Here is a 16904-nt window from a genome sequence, read left to right as displayed (position 1 = left end):
TCGTGCGCTCTAGGGTTGGAGCAGGCCTTCGGCCCGCAGGGCAAGGCCCACGGCGCGGGCGAGGGGCGCGACCGGAAGGCGCGCCGGTTGGGGCTGCGAAATGTCGATCAAAGCGGACGCGAGTGCAAGTCGAGGATCGTGGCCGCGTGGCCGGCCCGGATCGAGCGCCAGCCACGCCTGCGGAGATCGCTTGGCGGCGGCGGGATCGTCGAGCCCCGAGCACCCGACCCAAAAGATCAGCGGGGGCGGCGGCTCGCCGGCTTCGAAGGCCAGGACATCGAGGATCAGCCTCGGTCCGCGCTCGGGCTCGTCCGGCCCGACGGTCCCGACGCCGAGCAGCCAGGGCGCGCGACCGTGGCGCTTTCGAAGGTGCCGACACAGCTGTTTGAGATCTCTCATGTGGAGCGGCGCGCCTGGAAGGCGCCGAGCGCCGACCGCGGCCAGCTCGAAGCCGGCGTCGGCGGCGACCTGCGTGAGTTGGCCAGCCTCGTCGTCGGCCACGCTTTGGGTCGAGACCGCGAGGTAGATCGGGTGCTTGGGCGGCAGCTGCCAGCGCGGGCGCAGCTCGGGACGCAGCGCCCAGGTCCGGAGGCAGGCGCTGCGACGACGCCAGCGCTCGACGGCCCCGTGGTCGCCCCCGAGCAACACGGGCGGGACGGCGTGGCCACGAAACTCGGCCGGGCGGGTGTAGTGAGGGTGCTCGAGCACGGTGCCCGGACGCCAGCTGTCGTCGCCGAGACCGGCGGCGAAGCTCTCGCCCTCGATCGACTCGGGGTTGCCGAGCACACCCTCGCGGAGCCGCGCGACGGCTTCGATGATCACCGCGGCCGCGACCTCACCCCCGTTGAGCACGAAGTCGCCGATCGACAGGCACTCGTCGACGAAGTGCTCGCGGATCCGATCGTCGATGCCCTCGTAGCGACCGCACAGCAGCGCGATGCGAGGCTCGCCCGCGAGCCGCTCGGCCGCGCGCTGATCAAAGCGCGGGCCCGAGGGCGTCAACAAGATCGTGTGCATCGGCCCGCGGGCAGCGGTCGCGGATTCGAGGGCCGCGGCCACGGGCTCGGGCTTGATGACCATCCCGGCGCCGCCTCCAAAGGGCGCGTCGTCGACGGTCCGGTGGCGGTCGTCAGTGAACTCGCGCAGGTCGGTCGAGTGGACCGCGACCAGGCCTCGCTCGATCGCCCTGGCCATGATCCCGGCCGCGACGAAGGCCTCGATCACGGCGGGGAAGATCGTGAAGACCTCGAACTCGAGGGTGTCGTCCACGACTTCCACGGCTCGCTAGGCTCCGTCTTTCGGGCGTGGCTCGTCGCCGCCGTCGGACAGACCCGGGACCATGTCGTCGTGAACGTCGACGAGCACCCGCTCGGTCTCGACCGCGACGATGAAGGGCGGCAGCGCAGGCAGCAGCCACTCGCGGCCGCGCAGGCGCACGCTCACCAGCGGCTGGGCGGCGTTGGTGATCACGCCAGTGATCTCGCCGAGGGACTGCGGCTCGCCGTCGAGCTCGCGGACGACCTCGAGCCCGATCAGATCCGCGAGGTAGTACTCGTCGTCCTCGAGCGCGGGCAGGCTCGCGCGCTCGAGCCACAGCTCGTGACCCCGGAGCGCCTCGGCGGCGTCGCGCCCGTCGACGCCCTGGAGCCACAGACGGATCGTGTCACTGCCGGGCTTGGGCGCGACGCGAGTGACCTGCATGCTCGCGGGCGTCGAGCCGCCACGCTCGACGAGCGCGACCGCGACTCCGGGCTGGAGCGCGGTCGACTCGGCGTTGAAGAGCTTGACGCGAAGGGCCCCGTGGAGTCCGTGGGCGCCCGCGACATAGCCGAGCTGGACATGGCGCGCGGCGAAGCTGTCGGGGCTCGCGCCGCCGGCTTCGGTCGTCGACATCGACTACTCGAGGATCTCGAGGTCGGCGCGCTTGCGGACCTTCGACGACGCGGCGTTGAGGATCGCGCGCATGGCCTTGACCGTGCGGCCCTGCTTGCCGATGACCTTGCCGAGATCTTCTTTGGCGACGCGAAGCTCGAGCACGATGGTCTGCTCGCCGGAGATCTGTGACACGTCGACCTCATCGGGGTTGTCGACGAGGGCCTTGGCGATGAACTCGATGAGCTCTTTGAGCGAGACGTTGGCGGACATGTCGAAGAGGCCTCCGAGAGCGAGAAGTGATGGAGCGGGCGCGGGCAGGAGAGCCGTTTGGAGCATCCCACAGCATGGGCGGCCCGGCAAAACACAACTGCATCTCGGCAGTTAGTTCGCGTCGGGTCGGATCCACGGCCAGAGCTACGGCCAGATCCACGGGCAGATCCACGAGCGAACCCGAGCCCACGAGCCCGGGTTTGCGGGGCGCGCCGCTCGAGATCTCAGATCCGGGGCCGCTTCGGCCGCGGCTCTAGCAAGCGGCTAGCTCGCGGGGGTCTCGGGGGTCTTGCGCAGGAGTCGGCGAACCGCGTCCGTGGGCTGCGCCCCGACGCCGAGCCAGTAGTCGACGCGCGCGCGGTTGAGGACGAGGGTGCCGTCCTTGGTCATGGGGTTGTAGGTACCGAGCTTCTCGAGGAAGCGCCCGTCTCGGGGAGAGCGGGCGTCGGATGCGACGATTCGGTAAAAGGGGCGCTTCTTTGCGCCGCCGCGGGCGAGCCTGATCTTGACGGCCATTTTTGTGTCTCGGAAGATGCCTCGGCCCGGGTTGGGCCTGAAGGGTGCGAGAGGCTAGCCTCGGGGTCGAGCCCCGTCAACAGCCGTCGGAGCGTCAACCCGAGGGGCTGCGCCGACCCGCACAGCACGAACGACGTGCTCATTCATGAGTGATCGCATGCCAGTCTCCCAAGATCTCAACCGTGTGACCGCGCGCGCATGCGCGCTGGCCCTCACTCTTGCAGCTGTCGTGGGGTTGGCGTGCAAGGGCCGCAATCACCCGGGCCAGACCGGCGACACGAGGCCGAGCGCAGAGTCCGGCGCCGAGCCCCAGGCAGACCAGCGGACTCAGCGCTACGAGATCGATCTGTTCGCGTTTGGGCGGCAGCTGGGCACGATCGCGCCGTGTGGATGCACGACCGAGCCCCTCGGCGGGCTGCAGTACGCCTTCGGCTACATCGAGGCCGAGTCCGAGCCCGGTCAGCGGCTGATCTTGGAGCCAGGGTCGTTCCTGTTCCCGGATCCCGACGGGCCCGAGGGCCCGAAGGACGAGGCCGGCTGGACCCAGGCCCAGCTCCGCGCCGAGCTGCTCCACGGTCGCTTCGCCGAGCTCGACGGCCTCGTGTCTGGGCTGGGCCCGACGGACTTCGCGTCGGGCAAGTCCGCGGCGGCGCTGAGCGAGCTGCCGCTGCCCCGCGTGATCGCCAACCTCGCGGACGAGGCGAGGCCAGCGGGCGTCGCGAGCCACCGGGTGGTCGAGCTCGGCCGCGGGCTGTCGGCCGCGGTCACGCAGGTCGTCGATCCCGAGCTCGGCTCCGCGGCCCGGGCCAAGGACTGGGGCAAGGACTTTCCTGCCCTGACTGAGCCGCTCGCCGCGCTGAAGCAGCTCGGCCCGACGCTGGCCAAGTCCGAGCTGCAGATCGTGATGGTCCACGGGCCGCGCGCCCTGGCCGAGACGATCGCGCGGGAGGTCGAGGGCGTCGACGTCGTGGTGATCGGGGGAGAATTCTCGAACCCCGATCAGGCTCGCCTCGGCAGCTCGGCGGTCCAGCTCGGCTCGACCTGGGTGCTCGAGCCCGGCGATCGCGCCCAGACGATCGCCCACCTGACGCTGTCGATCGACCCGGCCTTGCCAGAGGGCGAGCTGCCCCCGACGTGGACGCTGATCCCGACCAAGGCCCAGCGCGAGGCCGAGCTGGCCCGGGTCGAGGCCAAGCTCGCCAAATTTGCCGACGATCCGGCGGCTGATTCGCGCTTCGTCGAGCAACTCGAGGGTGAGCGGGATCGCCTCCGCGCCGAGCTCGCCAGCCCCGCGATCCCCGACGGCGTGAAGGTCGCGGTGATCCCCGAGCAGACCAAGGTCACCTGCCACCTCCCCGGTGACCCGGCCGCCAAGGACGCCCTGACCGGCTACGACGCCGCCGTCGCCGAGCGCAATCGTGAGCTCTTCGCGGGGGTCACCCCGCCGGCGCCCGCGAAGGGTCAGCCCAGCTACGCAGGCATCGACGCCTGCGCGGACTGCCACGAGGAGGCCGTGCAGATGTGGAAGACCACCATCCACGGCCGGGCCTACGACACGCTGGTCACAGCCAACAAGCAGTACGACCTCTCGTGCGTGGGCTGCCACGTGACCGGCTTTCGTGCGCCCGGCGGCAGCGAGGTGGTCGAGAACCATGGTCTGCAGTCGGTTCAGTGCGAGCAGTGCCACGGGCCCGGGAGCCTCCACGTCGAGGATCCGTCGACCGACAACATCCGGCTCGAGGCGCCAATGAGCGTGTGCCTCGAATGCCACACGCCCGAGCACTCCGACACCTTCGACTACGAGCCCTACCTGCGCGACGTCCTCGGCGAGGGTCACGGCGCCGACGCCCGCGCCAAGCTCGGTGACGGTCCGCGCGGCCGCGAGCTGCGAGCGGCCGCGCTCGAGGCCGCGGGTGGCGGCTGCACGAAGATGTAGCGGGCGGAGCGGACAGAGAGCACCCTCACATGCCTGAGGGGGCGCTGGGCTTGGACTGGCCGCGTGCGCCAAGTAGACACCGGCCGACTCCAATGGGTGTGCGTCGGCGGCGAGCCGGTCCGCGCTGGACCACCAGGCACCTATCCGACGGCCCCGCAACTCGCCCGCGGTGATCGACGATCAGTGATCAGCGTCGCGGGCTCCCACGCTACAGGCGAAAGACAGGTAGACAACCATGACCGCGACAGACTTCGGAAAGCTCACCGCGAAGATCCGGCACGCGACCGGCAAGGGCGGCGCACGAAAGCTCCGCGCCCAGGGCCTCATCCCGGGCGTCATCTATGGCAAGGGCCAGGGCAACTTGATGTTGACCCTCAGCCCCCGCGAGCTGCGGCGGGCGATGGACCCCCAGCGCAAGCTCAACACCTTTTTCACGGTCACGATCGAGGGCGAGGGCGAGTCGAGCGTCGAGCAGTGCGTGCTGACCGACTACCAGGCCGACCCGATCCGCGACGAGTTCCTCCACGTGGACTTCTTGCGCGTCGACCCGGACTCCGAGGTCGTGACCAAGATCCCCGTCGAGTACAGCGGCCGGGCCGCGGGCGTGGTCGCTGGCGGCAAGCTGCGGACCTACCAGCGGACGACCCGCGTCGCGGCCAAGCCCGGCCAGGTGCCGATCAAGCTCAGCGTCGACGTCAGCCCCCTGCAGGCCGGCGAGACCCTGCGCATGAAGGATCTTAGCATCGAGAACGCCCGGCTCCTCGACCACCCCAACGTCGTCGTCGCCCACGTCGATCCGCCTCGGGCCAAGACCGACGAGGCCGACAAGAAGGCCGACAAGGCCTGACCCCGGCGGCTCCGGCTGACCTCCCCACCGCCCCTCACCGCCTCTCCCCTGGACGATGACCTCTCCCTGGCTGATCGTCGGACTCGGCAACCCCGGGCCCGAGTACGCCAAGCACCGGCACAACGTCGGCTTCATGGCCGTCGAGCGCTTCGCTGAGCGTCACGTCACGCCGGGCACGGGCGGGGTCGCGTGGAAGTCACAGTTCAAGGGCCGGGTGGCCAGCATCCACGCGGGCGCCCAGCTCGGGCGCTGCGTGGTCCTCGAGCCCCAGACTTATATGAACCGCAGCGGCGAGAGCGTGCGCGCGGCCGCCGACTACCACGACGTGCCGCTCGACCGAACCGTCGTCGTCCACGACGAGATCGACTTTGGGTTCGGTCGCGTCGGGCTCAAGCGCGGGGGTGGCCACGGCGGCCACAACGGCCTCCGCGACATCATCAAACACCTCGGGAAACCAAGCTTTTTGCGCGTGCGCGTCGGCGTCGGCCGGCCGCGCCACGGCGAGGTTTCCAACTGGGTACTGTCCAATTTCTCCGGCGAGGACGCCGCGTTCGTGGATGACCTCGTCGACCGGGCCGAACAGGCCCTGACCTGTCTACTGGTCGAGGGCCTGACCTCGGCCATGAACCGTTTTCACACCTCCGAATCGCCCGCGCCAGCAGCCGACGGCGGCTGAGCGGGCGAGACCCACTCTCCAGGCAAGGAATCCCTACCGTGACCATCCAACAGATGCTCCTCGCCATTCCGGCGGCCGGCGTGCTCGCGTTGATCTACGCCGCCGCGACCTCGTATTGGATCAAGGGGCGCGACGCCGGCAATGAGCGCATGAAAAACATCGCGCTGCAGATCCAGCGTGGCGCGATGGCCTTTCTCCGGGCCGAGTACTCCGTACTGCTCGGCTTCGTCGCGCTCGTGGCCTTCGGGCTGTACATGCTCAACCGCGCCGAGCCGACCTCCGACCCCTTGGTCGCGCTCTCGTTCGTAGCCGGCGCCATCGCGTCCGGCGTCGCGGGCTTCTTCGGCATGCGCGTCGCAACCCAGGCCAACGTCCGGACCGCCGCAGCCGCGCGGACCGGGCTCCCACCGGCCCTTCAGATCGCGTTTCGCGGCGGCGCCGTGATGGGCATGAGCGTGGTCGGCCTCGCGCTGCTCGGGCTCGGCTCGCTGTTTTGGTTCTACCTCGGCCAGTTCCAGGTCGACGTGGCCGGGCTCGATCAGCCGATCAACAGCTTCCGCTTCAGCAAGGTCATCAACGTGCTCGCCGGCTTCTCGATGGGCGCGTCGTCGATCGCGCTGTTCGCCCGGGTCGGTGGCGGCATCTACACCAAGGCCGCCGACGTCGGCGCCGACCTCGTCGGCAAGGTCGAGGCCGGGATCCCCGAGGACCACTTCCTCAACCCCGCGACGATCGCCGACAACGTCGGCGACAACGTCGGCGACGTCGCCGGCATGGGCGCCGACCTGTTCGAGTCCTACGTCGGCTCGATCATCGGCGCGATGATCCTCGGCGCGATCGCCGTCCACGGCGGCTTCGAGGCCGCGCTCTTGCCCCTGATCCTGGCCGCGGTCGGGATCGTGGTCTCGATCATCGGCACCGTCGTGGTCCGGACCAAAGAGGGCGGCAACCCCCAGCACGCCCTCGACGCGGGCGCGTTCGGCTCGGCCGCGGTCATGCTCGGCCTGAGCTACTTCATCATCGACTACTTCGTGAAGATGGCCGGCCCCGGCGGCATCCAGTTCGCCGAGTTCGACGGGCCGCTCCAGACCCTGCACCTGTTCTACCCGATGGTCATCGGCCTCGTCGCGGGCGTCGCGATCGGCCTCGTGACCAGCCACTACTGCTCCAAGAACAAGGGCCCGGTCAACGGCATCGTCGAGCAGTCGAAGACCGGCGCGGCGACCAACCTCATCGCCGGGATCGGCGTGGGCTTCCAGTCGACCGCGATCCCGATCATCTTGATCGCGGGCGCGATCTACGTCGCCAACCTCTACGCGGGCCTCTACGGCATCGCGCTCGCGGCCCTCGGCATGCTGTCGACGACCGGCATCCAGCTCGCGGTCGACGCCTACGGGCCGATCTCCGACAACGCTGGCGGCATCGCCGAGATGTCGGGCCTGCCGAGCAAGGTCCGCGAGCGGACCGACAACCTCGACGCGGTCGGCAACACGACCGCGGCGATCGGTAAGGGCTTCGCCATCGCCTCGGCCGCGCTCGCGGCCCTGTCGCTGTTCGCCGCCTACCGCAAGCTCGCGCTCGGCGAGACCGACATCATCCTGACCGACCCCGAGGTCCTGATCGGCCTCCTCGTCGGCGGCATGCTGCCCTTCTTGTTCTCGGCCATGGCCATGAAGGCCGTCGGTGACGCCGCGATGGACATGATCCAAGAGGTCCGCCGGCAGTTCAAAGACATCCCCGTCCTGCGCGAGGCCCTGACGCTCGTCGCCCGGGCCGAGGAAGAGGAGCGCGAGCTGACCGAGGAAGAGGACGCCCAGGTGCTCGAGGCCGGCAAGAAGACCGAGGTCGAGAAGTGCGTGGCGATCTCGACCCAGGCCTCGCTCAAGCGCATGGTCATGCCCGGCGTGCTCGCCATCGGAGCGCCGCTCGTGATCGGCTGGTGGTCGCCCTTTGCGCTCGGCGGCCTCCTCGCGGGCACCCTGACCTCCGGCGTGATGCTCGCGATCTTCATGTCCAACGCGGGCGGCGCGTGGGACAACGCCAAGAAGCAGGTCGAGGAGCAAAAGAAGAGCCTCGAGAAGAACACCGGCAAGGGCTCGGAGCGGCACAAGGCCGCCGTGATCGGTGACACCGTCGGCGATCCCTTCAAGGACACCGCCGGGCCGAGCCTCAACATCCTCATCAAGTTGATGACGATCGTCGCGGTCGTGATCGCGCCGCACATCAACCCCGACAAGGAGCAGGTCGCCGAGGCCGCGCGTCAGCTCGAGGCGCAACTCCAGCAAGCGGACGGCGCCAAGGCGGGCGACGCCAAGGCTGCCGACCAGCCCAAGGCCGAGCAAGCGAACGAGTCCTAGTCACCATCTCCAAAACGGAGAAAAGGCCACTCAACGGCCTTTGGGACAGTCAATAGAAGACGGCGGACCACTTGGTCCGCCGTCTTCGCAATTTAAAAAACGGGCGATATTGCGCTCCAAAGGGGGTCTAGCTTGGCGATCTGACACAACGTGAACCGTCTCGCCAAGACGCGACCACCTAAAGAACAGGAGTCACCCATGCCCGACGCGCCTTTTAGCAGCAACCAAGTCTCCCCCAATGTCGACGTGAACCGCGAGTCGACCCACCAGTTGGCCGACCGGCAGTTGGCCGACCGGGCTCCGGCGGCGCAGAAGCTCTCGATCGTCGCGCTGCGTGAGCGCAAGAAAGATCAGACCCGCGAAGCCCTCGCCCGGGCCGCGTTCACGCTGTTCCAAACAAAGGGCTACGAAGGTACGACGGTCGCCGAGATCGCGCGTGAAGCCGACGTCTCGCGCCGGACCTTCTTCCGCTACTACGCGACCAAGGACGCGCTGCTGTTCGTCGACAACAGCGACCACCTCAAGCGCTTTCGCGAGCTTCTGTCCGCGCGCGAGCCCACCGATGACGGCTTCTCCCACGTCCGCCGCGCGTGCCTGGCCCTGGCCGAGGAGTACATGCGTGATCGCGATCGGATCCTCGCCCGCGCGCGGATCATCGAGTCGTCGCCCGTGCTCAGCAAGCAGGAGCGCCAGCAGGACATGCTCTGGGAGCAGGCGATCGCTACAGCGCTCCTGGCCGTCCGTCGGCAACCCACCCCGATCACCGAGCGTCGCGCGCGAATGCTGGCCGGGGCGACCTTCGGCGCGATGCGGGCGACGATGGCCGAGTGGCACGAGCTCGACGGACGCGCGGACCTGCCCCGGCTCATGCGCGAGGCCCTCGACCTGTTTCGGCCCCGGGGCCTCGATCAGGAGCTCCCGCGCCCGGCTGTGCCGACGAATTGAGTGCGCTGGACTTGGGCGGCGTCGATGATCGACCCTTGCGGGGCCGATGAGCGACGCACGCCTGTCCCTGCCCACCAACGGTCTGCCCCCCACCGAGATCATCGAGCATCTCGAACAACACCGGGAGGCAGACCTCGACTGGCGCTCGGGCAAGGTCTGGGCCTACATCTTCGACCCCGGCGCCGAGGCCGAGGCCGTGATCAAGCGGGCCTACATGGCCTACCTGAGCGAGAACGGCCTCGACCCGACCGCCTTCCCGAGCCTGCTCAAGTTCGAGAACGAGGTCGTGGACATGGCCGCGGCTCACCTGCGCGGCGACCGGGAGGTCGTCGGCAACTTCACCAGCGGCGGGACCGAGAGCATCATCCTCGCGGTCAAGTCGGCCCGAGACTGGGCCCGCTCGCGCCGCCCCGAGCTGGCCCGATCGGCGACCCGGCCCAACGTGGTCCTCCCGGTCACCGCCCACGCCGCGTTCCACAAGGCCGCCCACTACCTCGACCTCGAGGTCATCGCCGTCGAGGTCGACCCGGTCAGCTTCCGCGCCGACGTCGACGCGATGCGCGAGGCGATCAACGAGCACACGATCATGCTGGTCGGCTCGGCCGTGTCCTACGCCCACTGCGTCGTCGATCCGATCCCGGAGCTGGCCGAGCTCGCCCGTGAGCGCGACCTGTGGCTTCACGTCGACGGCTGCATGGGCGGGTTCTTGCTGCCCTACTTTCGCCAGCTCGGCCGTGAGTTCCCCAATTTCGACTTCACCGTGCCCGGCGTCAGCTCGATCTCGATGGATCTGCACAAGTACGCGTTCGCGGCCAAGGGCGCGTCGGTCGTGCTCTATCGCAACAAGGAGCTGCGCAAGCACCAGATCTTCACCTGCGCCAACTGGACCGGCTACACGATCTCCAACGCGACCGTGCAGTCGAGCAAGTCCGGCGGGCCCGTGGCCGCGGCCTGGGCGGTGCTCAATTTCTTCGGCGAGTCCGGCTACCTCGACATCGCCACCCACGTGCTCGCCGCGACCCAAAAGGTCATGGACTTCATCGACGCGCACCCCGACCTGCGCCTGCTCGGGCGCAGCGACATGAGCCACGTCGCGTTCGCGTCCGACACGATCCCGATCTTCCGCCTCGCCGAGGCCGTCAACAAGCGCGGCTGGTACCTCCAGGTCCAGCTCAGCTACGGCAACTCGCCGGCCAACATCCACCTGTGCATCAACCCCGCCAACCTCCCGTGGATCGACCCGGTCCTCGAGGACATCGCCGCGTGCGTCGAAGAGGTCCGTGACTCGGAGCCGAGCCCGCTGGTCAAGAACGTGCTCCAGGCCCTGTCCGAGGTCGACATCTCGACCATGAACGACCAGACCATGCGCCAGCTGATGGCCATGGTTGGGGTCGGGTCCAGCGGGTCGCCCAAGGTCGGCGCCGAGGTCAACGAGATCCTCAACGCGCTCGAACCCAGCTTTCGCGCGCGCCTGCTGACCGAGTTCATGAACGAGCTGTTCACCAGCGCCCGTTGACGGGACACTGAAGCCGATGTTGATCGGATCTGTCGCGCTCGGGCTGTGGCTGAGCTGGGCACCGCCGGCCGAGGCCGTCGAGGCCCCGGCCAGCGAGGCCAAGCACGAGCAGCGGGAGGAGAAGAAGCGGGAGAAGAAGAAGCGGAAGAAGAAGAAGCGGGAGAAGAAGAAGCGCGACCCCGACGACCCCCATCGCCTCGAGGTCGGCGTGCTCCCGGCGATCTCCTACGACATCGATCTCGGGTTCGGCTTCGGCGCCCTGATGACCCTCGCCAGGTTCCACCCGGACTACCAGCCCTACCGCTGGCGGCTCGAGATCGTCCTCAACGCCACCGCCAAGAACACCCCCGGCGTCGGCGTGCGCCTGCCCTTCCACGACGACTACATCAAGGCCGACTTCCCCGGCCTGTGGGGCGGCCGCCTGCGCATCAACACCCAGCTTCGCTTCCGCCGGTTCACGAACCAGGGTTGGTTTGGGATCGGCAACGCGACGCCCTCGCTCGAGCCCTGGGAGACGATCGATCCCGAGGTCGACCCCGACGCCTTCGCGGCCGCCCGGCGCTACCACCAGTACGACCGCATCTACCCGATGCTGGACTTCAACACCCGGCTGATCTTGTGGGACCGCTCGCGCACGGGCAACGACGCGCGGCGGGCCTGCGGGCCCAAACGCAGCCAGCGCTGCCCGCCGAGCACCTACAGCGGCGTCGGGGCCAGCGTCGATCACAAGCAGCGGCTCGAGGCGCTGATCGGGACCTCGATCGCCTACGACGTGATCAACCCCTACCCCGACACCAAGCTGTCCGAGGACCTCGAGCTGCGCGAGACCGACAGCGAGGACGGCGAGACCTTGCGCGGGCTCGTGCACGGGACCCAAAACCACGCCCTGTGGACCCTCAACCTCGGCCTGCTCTACGACACCCGCGACCACGAGTACATGCCCACGCGCGGCTCGTTCACCGAGCTGTCCGGGCGCTTCTCACCGGGCGTCGATCAGGGCCTGGTCTTCGGCCACCTGTTCCTCGGCACCGCCGTGTTCGTGCCGCTCTACGGCGAGTACCTGGTGCTCGCGACCCGCGGGGCCCTCGACTACCTCGTCGGCAAGCCGCCCTTTTACGAGCTCGGCCAGTTCGGGGTCCTGGTCCAGCGCGACGGGCCCGGCGGCAGCTGGTCGGTCCGCGGGGTCCCGCGCCAGCGCTACTTCGGCAAGCAAAAGGCCCTCGTCAACCTCGAGCTGCGCTCGATGTTCGTGCGCTTCGACATCGCCCGCCAGCGCTTCGGGCTCGGGGCCCTCGCCTTCGTCGACGCCGGGCGGGTGTGGACCGACTACCGCCCCGTCGAGCTGGCCGGGGCCAACGTCGACGGTCCCTTCGGCGACATCAAAGTCGGCCTCGGCGGTGGCCTTCGGATCACCTGGGGCGAGACCCTCGTGATCCGGGCCGATCCAGCCTGGTCGCCGACGGATCAGAACTTCGGCTTCTACCTCGACATCGGCCAGATGTTCTGACTCGAGAGACTCTCACTGCGCGCGGGCCCCGAGGTGTGAGAGACTTCCCGGTGGGTTGAACGACGACCTGCAACTGCTCGAGGCCTGGCGAGAAGGCGACAAGATCGCTGGCAACGCGCTGGTTCGCCGCCACTTCTCGAGCGTGTTCCGCTTCTTTCGCAGCAAGCTCGACGACGGGGTCGAGGATCTGACCCAGCAAGCGCTGCTCGCCCTGCTCGAGGCTCGGGTCAACCAGCGCGCGCACAGCAACTTCCGCGCGTACTTGTTCGGGATCGCCCGGCGACAGCTGATCACGCACCTGCGTGGCCGCCACCGAGCCAACAAGGTGTTCTCGCCCCTCGACACCTCGATCCATGAGTTCGGCGGCGACAGCCAGGCCTCGCTGACCTCCCTCGTCGCCGCCCACCGCGAGCAGCGACTGCTGATCGCCGCCCTGCGCAGCATCCCCCTCGACTTTCAGATCGTCGTCGAGCTGTACTACTGGGAGCAGCTCAAGGTCGCCGAGATCGCCGAGGTCATGGACGTCGCCCCCGGCACCGTCAAGAGCCGCCTGAGCCGAGCCCGCGACATGCTCGAGCGACGCATCGAAGGCCTCGCCCGCCAACGAGGCACCGCCGCCCCGACCGACGATGAGCTCAACCAATGGGTGACCTCGGTCCGCGGCGTCTTCACCCCCCCAACCTGAGCCCGAGCCCCCCTCGAGTCGTCCCCCGACTCGCTCCTTCGCCTCACCCCCTCGCCAGCCGGCCCTGGAGACCGTCGCCATGGCACCCCGGCCCATCGAGCGAGGAGTCGCCGAGGCGCCGCTCGTGCCCTCTGGGAGGCCACGCACCCACGTCGCGTCGCTCATACCCGCCCACCGAGCGACCGGCCGCGTCGCGGCCGGTCGTGGCACGGTGTGAACGCGCCTGCGGGGGGTACCTACTGCGGCATGATGCAGGAGATTGAGGTGTCGATGCGGAAGTTGGAGCCGCTGCCGCAGCGCTCGGCGTGGAACACGTCGAGGTCGTAGAACACCCCCTCGTCGAGGTTGAGTTCGTCGAGGTTGACGGTGTCCATCACGGCCCCGTGGAGGCCGCCGATGTCGAGGACCAGCTGCCCGTCGATGAACACCCACACGTCGTCATCGCCGATGTAGGTGAACTCTTGGCCGGCCTCGTACTGGAACTGGACGTGGATCTCGGTCGTGAACGCGCCGTTCCAGTTGGGATAGGTCTCCCCGTTCCAGTTGGGGTCGACGTTGTTGCCGAAGCCCATGTCGGTCAGCGGGTAGAACTCGTCGTCGGCGAAGCTGTAGAGGCCGGAGTTCGGCATCGTCTCCGCGAGCATGATCTCGCCGACGATCTCGATGTTGACGCCCTCTTTGGTGTTGTACCAATCGTCGAAGCTGGCGGCGTCGGTGATCTGCGGGTCGGCGCCGTTCCAGCCGGGCGGCGGCGGCGGCGGGTTGGGGTTGTACTGGGGCTTTTGGTCCATGCCGAGGCTGTCGAGCACGAGACCCGGGCGCGCGCCGTTGCCCCACATGTGGCAGCCGAAGTCGACGTGGAGCGGCTGAAAGTCGCGGTAGGTCGGGTAGATCGTCGTTCCGCACAGGTCGCCGTCGCCGTCCCCGTCTCCGTCTCCGTCCCCGTCCCCGTCCCCGTCGCCGTCCCCGTCCCCGTCTCCGTCCCCGTCTCCATCGCCGTCTCCATCTCCATCTCCGTCGCCGTCTCCATCTCCATCCCCGTCGCCATCGCCGTCGCCGTCGCCGTCGCCGTCGCCGTCGCCGGGATCGCCGTCTCCGTCGCCGGGATCACCATCGCCATCGCCGGTCGCGGTCCCGGTCCCAGTCTCACCTTCGGCCGTCCCCCCGGTCGCCGTCTCGCCGCTCTCGTCACCGGTGTCGTTGGCCTCCGCGATGCCATCGTCGGCGCACGCCAACCCGCTCAACGCAGCGATCACCGCCGCACTCAACACTCGGTAGGTCTGTGGTCCGTAGCTCATGGGCCCAGTGTCACTCATTTTTGACGAGCTGGCACATCGATCAACCTGAGCTCGTCCTCAAACCCGGCCCGCGACTCAAACGCCGGCAGCCGGTCCTCGGGGATCTGCGTGAGACGCTCGAGCTGTTCCCGGGCGAGCTCGAGCTGACCGAGCTCGAGGTAGAGCTCCTTGGCGATGACCCGCGACACATACTCGAAGCGAGTGCCAGTCCCACCACTGACCCGCAGGCCGGCTCGGACCAGCTCCTCGGCCTCGAGGACCCGGCCCTGCTGTCGGCGTAGCTCTGCCATGTTGTTGTAACAAGGGGCGATCAGCGGGTGGTCCTTGCCGAGGGTCGCAACCCGGATCTCGAGCGAGCGCGTGCTGTAGGAGAAGGCCTCTTCGTAGCGCTGGAGCTTGATCAAGGTGTTGGCGATATGGTTGAGAGTCCGCGCGACGGTCGGGTCGCTCGGACCGAGCAGCCGGGTCTGGACCTCGAGCGCGCGCGTGTACGCGTCGACCGCCTCCTCCAACCGACCGGTCGCGGCGTAGAGACCCGCGCGGTTGTGGTCGAGGGTCGCGGCCCGGAGCTGGTCATGGCCGAGGCGCTCGAGCGCGGCCTCGGCGAAGCGCAGCCAGACCTCGCCCTGCTCGTGGTGATTGCGCTCGACGCCGACGACCCAGACCAGGCGAATCCAGGCGTCGGTCGCAACGGGCTCGTCGCGGCTGGCCTCGGCCGCCCAGATCGCCTCGAGCAGCGCGTGCTCGGCCGCGGCGAAATCACCTTGACCCTCGAGCGCGGCCGCGCGGCGGAGGTCGGCGGCCGCGAGCAGGGGCAGGTAGTCGAGGGTCTGCGCGACCTCGGCGGTGGCCTGAGCGATCGCCAGGGCCTCGTCGTAGCGGCCGGCCGCGTCGTTGGCCTTGGCCCGGGTGAGCTCGGCGTAGCCCCAAACGACGCGGCGGCGCAGCTCGGGGTCGCGGGGTTTTTTGACGCGGGATCGGAGCGCGTCGAGATCCTCGCAGCTGCCGAGCCAGCCCAGGGCGTTGACGGCCCCGACCGCGTGCTCGACGACGCCGACGTCGGCGTGGGCGAGCATGTCGACGACGGCGTCGAGCTCTGCGAGGTGGCGATCGAGGCAGGCCATGCGCAGATCCAACACCGCCTCGGACTGCTCGTGGCGCACCCGCGTGGCCTCGCACGCCGCCTTGTGTTGCTCGGTCCACGCGCGGGTGTAGTCGTCGAGCTCGCGGCGGACCTCGTGCCAGGTCGTCTGAACGTAGGACGCGCCGGTCGCCCGGAGGCGGGCCTCGATCCGCGCGCGGCTGGCCTCGTTCCAGACCTCGGCGATCCGGGCGTCGGCGCCGGAGCAGGGATCCTTGGGGCTGGGGATCGGCGTCAGCGTGGAGAAGCCGATCGCCGAGGCCACCGCGGTCACGCCGACGAGCGCGACACGCCGTCGACGCGGGCGGGCGAGCACGGCCTCGAGCTGGCCGAGGACCTCGGTCATCGAGGCGAAGCGCTCGTCGGGCTCGCGCGCGAGGGTCCGCTTGACGATCGTCCACACCCGCGCAGGCATCCGCAGCTCGTCGCGCATCGGCGGGGGCTCGTCGCGTCGCTTGGCCGCGCGGAGCTCGTCGAGTGATCCGGTGAAGGGCGGGCGGCCACACAAGGCCTCGTAGAGCGCGACCCCAAAGCTAAACTGATCGCTGCGCGCGTCGGCGCGCTCGCCCTCGTGTTGCTCCGGCGACATGTAGATCGGTGTCCCGGCGATCTCGAGCTGCTCGGAGGCCGAGCGCGACCCGTCGCAGTCGCTCGGCGGGCCGCCGGGCGCGGCGAAGGGATGGGCGAGGCCGAAGTCGAGCACACAGACCCGGCCGTCGCTGCCGACCCGGACGTTGCTGGGCTTGAAGTCCCGGTGGACGAGGCCCGCCTCGTGGGCGGCGGCCAGGCCTCGACCCGCGGCGAGGAAGGCGGCGACGACCTCGCGCCACGACCGCTCGCCGCCCGCGAGCCAGGCGTGCAGATCCTGGCCCTCGACGAGCTCCATGACCACGAACACCCCGCGCCCGTGGATCTCGAGCCCGCTCGCGTCGGCCGCAGACTCGAGCCCGAGCTCGTGCTCGTCGTAGGTCCCGACGTCGTAGACCGCGATCACGTTGGGGTGAGACAGCCGGGCCATGGCCTGGGCCTCGCGCAACAGCGCGGTCTCGCGGTCTCGCGTGCCGCGGCGCGCGAGCAGCAGCTTGATCGCGACCTTGCGATCGAGCTCGGGGTCGTAGGCCCGGTAGACCATGCCCACGCCGCCGCGACCGAGGCTGTCGAGCAGGACGTAGCGCGACAGCGAGATTGTCTTGGGCGCGTGCCCGAACAGACGGCTCTCGATGCTCGCGAGGGCCTGGCGCTCTTCGAGGCTGGCCTTCGGCGCCGAGGCGCGCAGACGCGCATCGAGATCGGCTTTGGGCCCGGACACAGCCCGATGCTACCCCCGATGCCACC

The 16904-nt window shown here is 69.2% G+C and carries 13 protein-coding genes and 1 pseudogene; 8 read left to right on the top strand and 6 right to left on the bottom strand.

The window, feature by feature from the left end; translation table 11 throughout:
• Positions 1-9: 9 nt before the first annotated feature.
• The 4 genes and pseudogenes from trmD to rpsP form a co-directional block, all read right to left on the bottom strand.
• Positions 10-1278 (bottom strand): tRNA (guanosine(37)-N1)-methyltransferase TrmD, encoded by a 1269-nt coding sequence (gene trmD / locus ENSA5_RS39935; protein WP_258183036.1) that lies wholly within the window; start codon positions 1276-1278, stop codon positions 10-12.
• Between the two features lie 6 nt (positions 1279-1284).
• Entirely contained in the window at positions 1285-1893 is a 609-nt protein-coding gene (gene rimM / locus ENSA5_RS26935) for a ribosome maturation factor RimM (protein ID WP_106394556.1), read from the bottom strand.
• A gap of 3 nt (positions 1894-1896) precedes the next feature.
• On the bottom strand, positions 1897-2145 hold the full coding sequence (locus ENSA5_RS26930) for a KH domain-containing protein (protein ID WP_106394555.1): 249 nt from the start codon (positions 2143-2145) through the stop codon (positions 1897-1899).
• A gap of 294 nt (positions 2146-2439) precedes the next feature.
• Positions 2440-2661, bottom strand: a pseudogene (gene rpsP, locus ENSA5_RS26925) (30S ribosomal protein S16); the annotation flags it as partial.
• A 145-nt stretch (positions 2662-2806) separates the two neighbouring features.
• On the opposite strand from rpsP, the gene ENSA5_RS26920 reads away from it, so the two are divergent.
• From ENSA5_RS26920 to ENSA5_RS26885, 8 genes are all read left to right on the top strand, one after another.
• Positions 2807-4597, top strand: coding sequence for a cytochrome c family protein (locus tag ENSA5_RS26920; RefSeq protein WP_106394553.1), 1791 nt, complete (start codon positions 2807-2809; stop codon positions 4595-4597).
• Between the two features lie 235 nt (positions 4598-4832).
• On the top strand, positions 4833-5444 hold the full coding sequence (locus ENSA5_RS26915; RefSeq protein ID WP_106394552.1) for a 50S ribosomal protein L25: 612 nt from the start codon (positions 4833-4835) through the stop codon (positions 5442-5444).
• Between the two features lie 55 nt (positions 5445-5499).
• On the top strand, positions 5500-6120 hold the full coding sequence (gene pth / locus ENSA5_RS26910; protein WP_106394551.1) for an aminoacyl-tRNA hydrolase: 621 nt from the start codon (positions 5500-5502) through the stop codon (positions 6118-6120).
• Between the two features lie 53 nt (positions 6121-6173).
• On the top strand, positions 6174-8477 hold the full coding sequence (locus tag ENSA5_RS26905) for a sodium-translocating pyrophosphatase (protein WP_258183035.1): 2304 nt from the start codon (positions 6174-6176) through the stop codon (positions 8475-8477).
• A 246-nt stretch (positions 8478-8723) separates the two neighbouring features.
• Entirely contained in the window at positions 8724-9422 is a 699-nt protein-coding gene (locus tag ENSA5_RS26900; protein WP_219906870.1) for a TetR family transcriptional regulator, read from the top strand.
• A 46-nt stretch (positions 9423-9468) separates the two neighbouring features.
• A complete protein-coding gene (locus ENSA5_RS26895) occupies positions 9469-10938 on the top strand; it encodes a pyridoxal phosphate-dependent decarboxylase family protein (RefSeq protein WP_219906869.1) in 1470 nt (489 codons plus the stop codon).
• Positions 10939-10954: 16 nt separating this feature from the next.
• Positions 10955-12445 carry an Omp85 family outer membrane protein gene (gene omp85 / locus ENSA5_RS26890; RefSeq protein ID WP_106394548.1) on the top strand — a complete coding sequence of 497 codons (1491 nt, stop codon included), beginning with the start codon at positions 10955-10957 and terminating at the stop codon, positions 12443-12445.
• A 55-nt stretch (positions 12446-12500) separates the two neighbouring features.
• Entirely contained in the window at positions 12501-13130 is a 630-nt protein-coding gene (locus ENSA5_RS26885; protein ID WP_181198182.1) for an RNA polymerase sigma factor, read from the top strand.
• A 236-nt stretch (positions 13131-13366) separates the two neighbouring features.
• Here the strand turns inward: ENSA5_RS26885 and ENSA5_RS26880 are convergent, their stop codons facing one another.
• Positions 13367-14428, bottom strand: coding sequence for a fibro-slime domain-containing protein (locus tag ENSA5_RS26880; RefSeq protein WP_146156162.1), 1062 nt, complete (start codon positions 14426-14428; stop codon positions 13367-13369).
• A 14-nt stretch (positions 14429-14442) separates the two neighbouring features.
• Positions 14443-16878, bottom strand: coding sequence for a serine/threonine-protein kinase (locus tag ENSA5_RS26875; RefSeq protein WP_106394545.1), 2436 nt, complete (start codon positions 16876-16878; stop codon positions 14443-14445).
• Between the last annotated feature and the right edge of the window lie 26 nt (positions 16879-16904).

Origin of the sequence: Enhygromyxa salina (assembly GCF_002994615.1) — a bacterium.
GTDB lineage: Bacteria > Myxococcota_A > Polyangia > Nannocystales > Nannocystaceae > Plesiocystis > Plesiocystis salina_A.
Note: the sequence above shows the minus strand (reverse complement) of the source record. Positions and strands in the feature narration are given on the sequence as shown.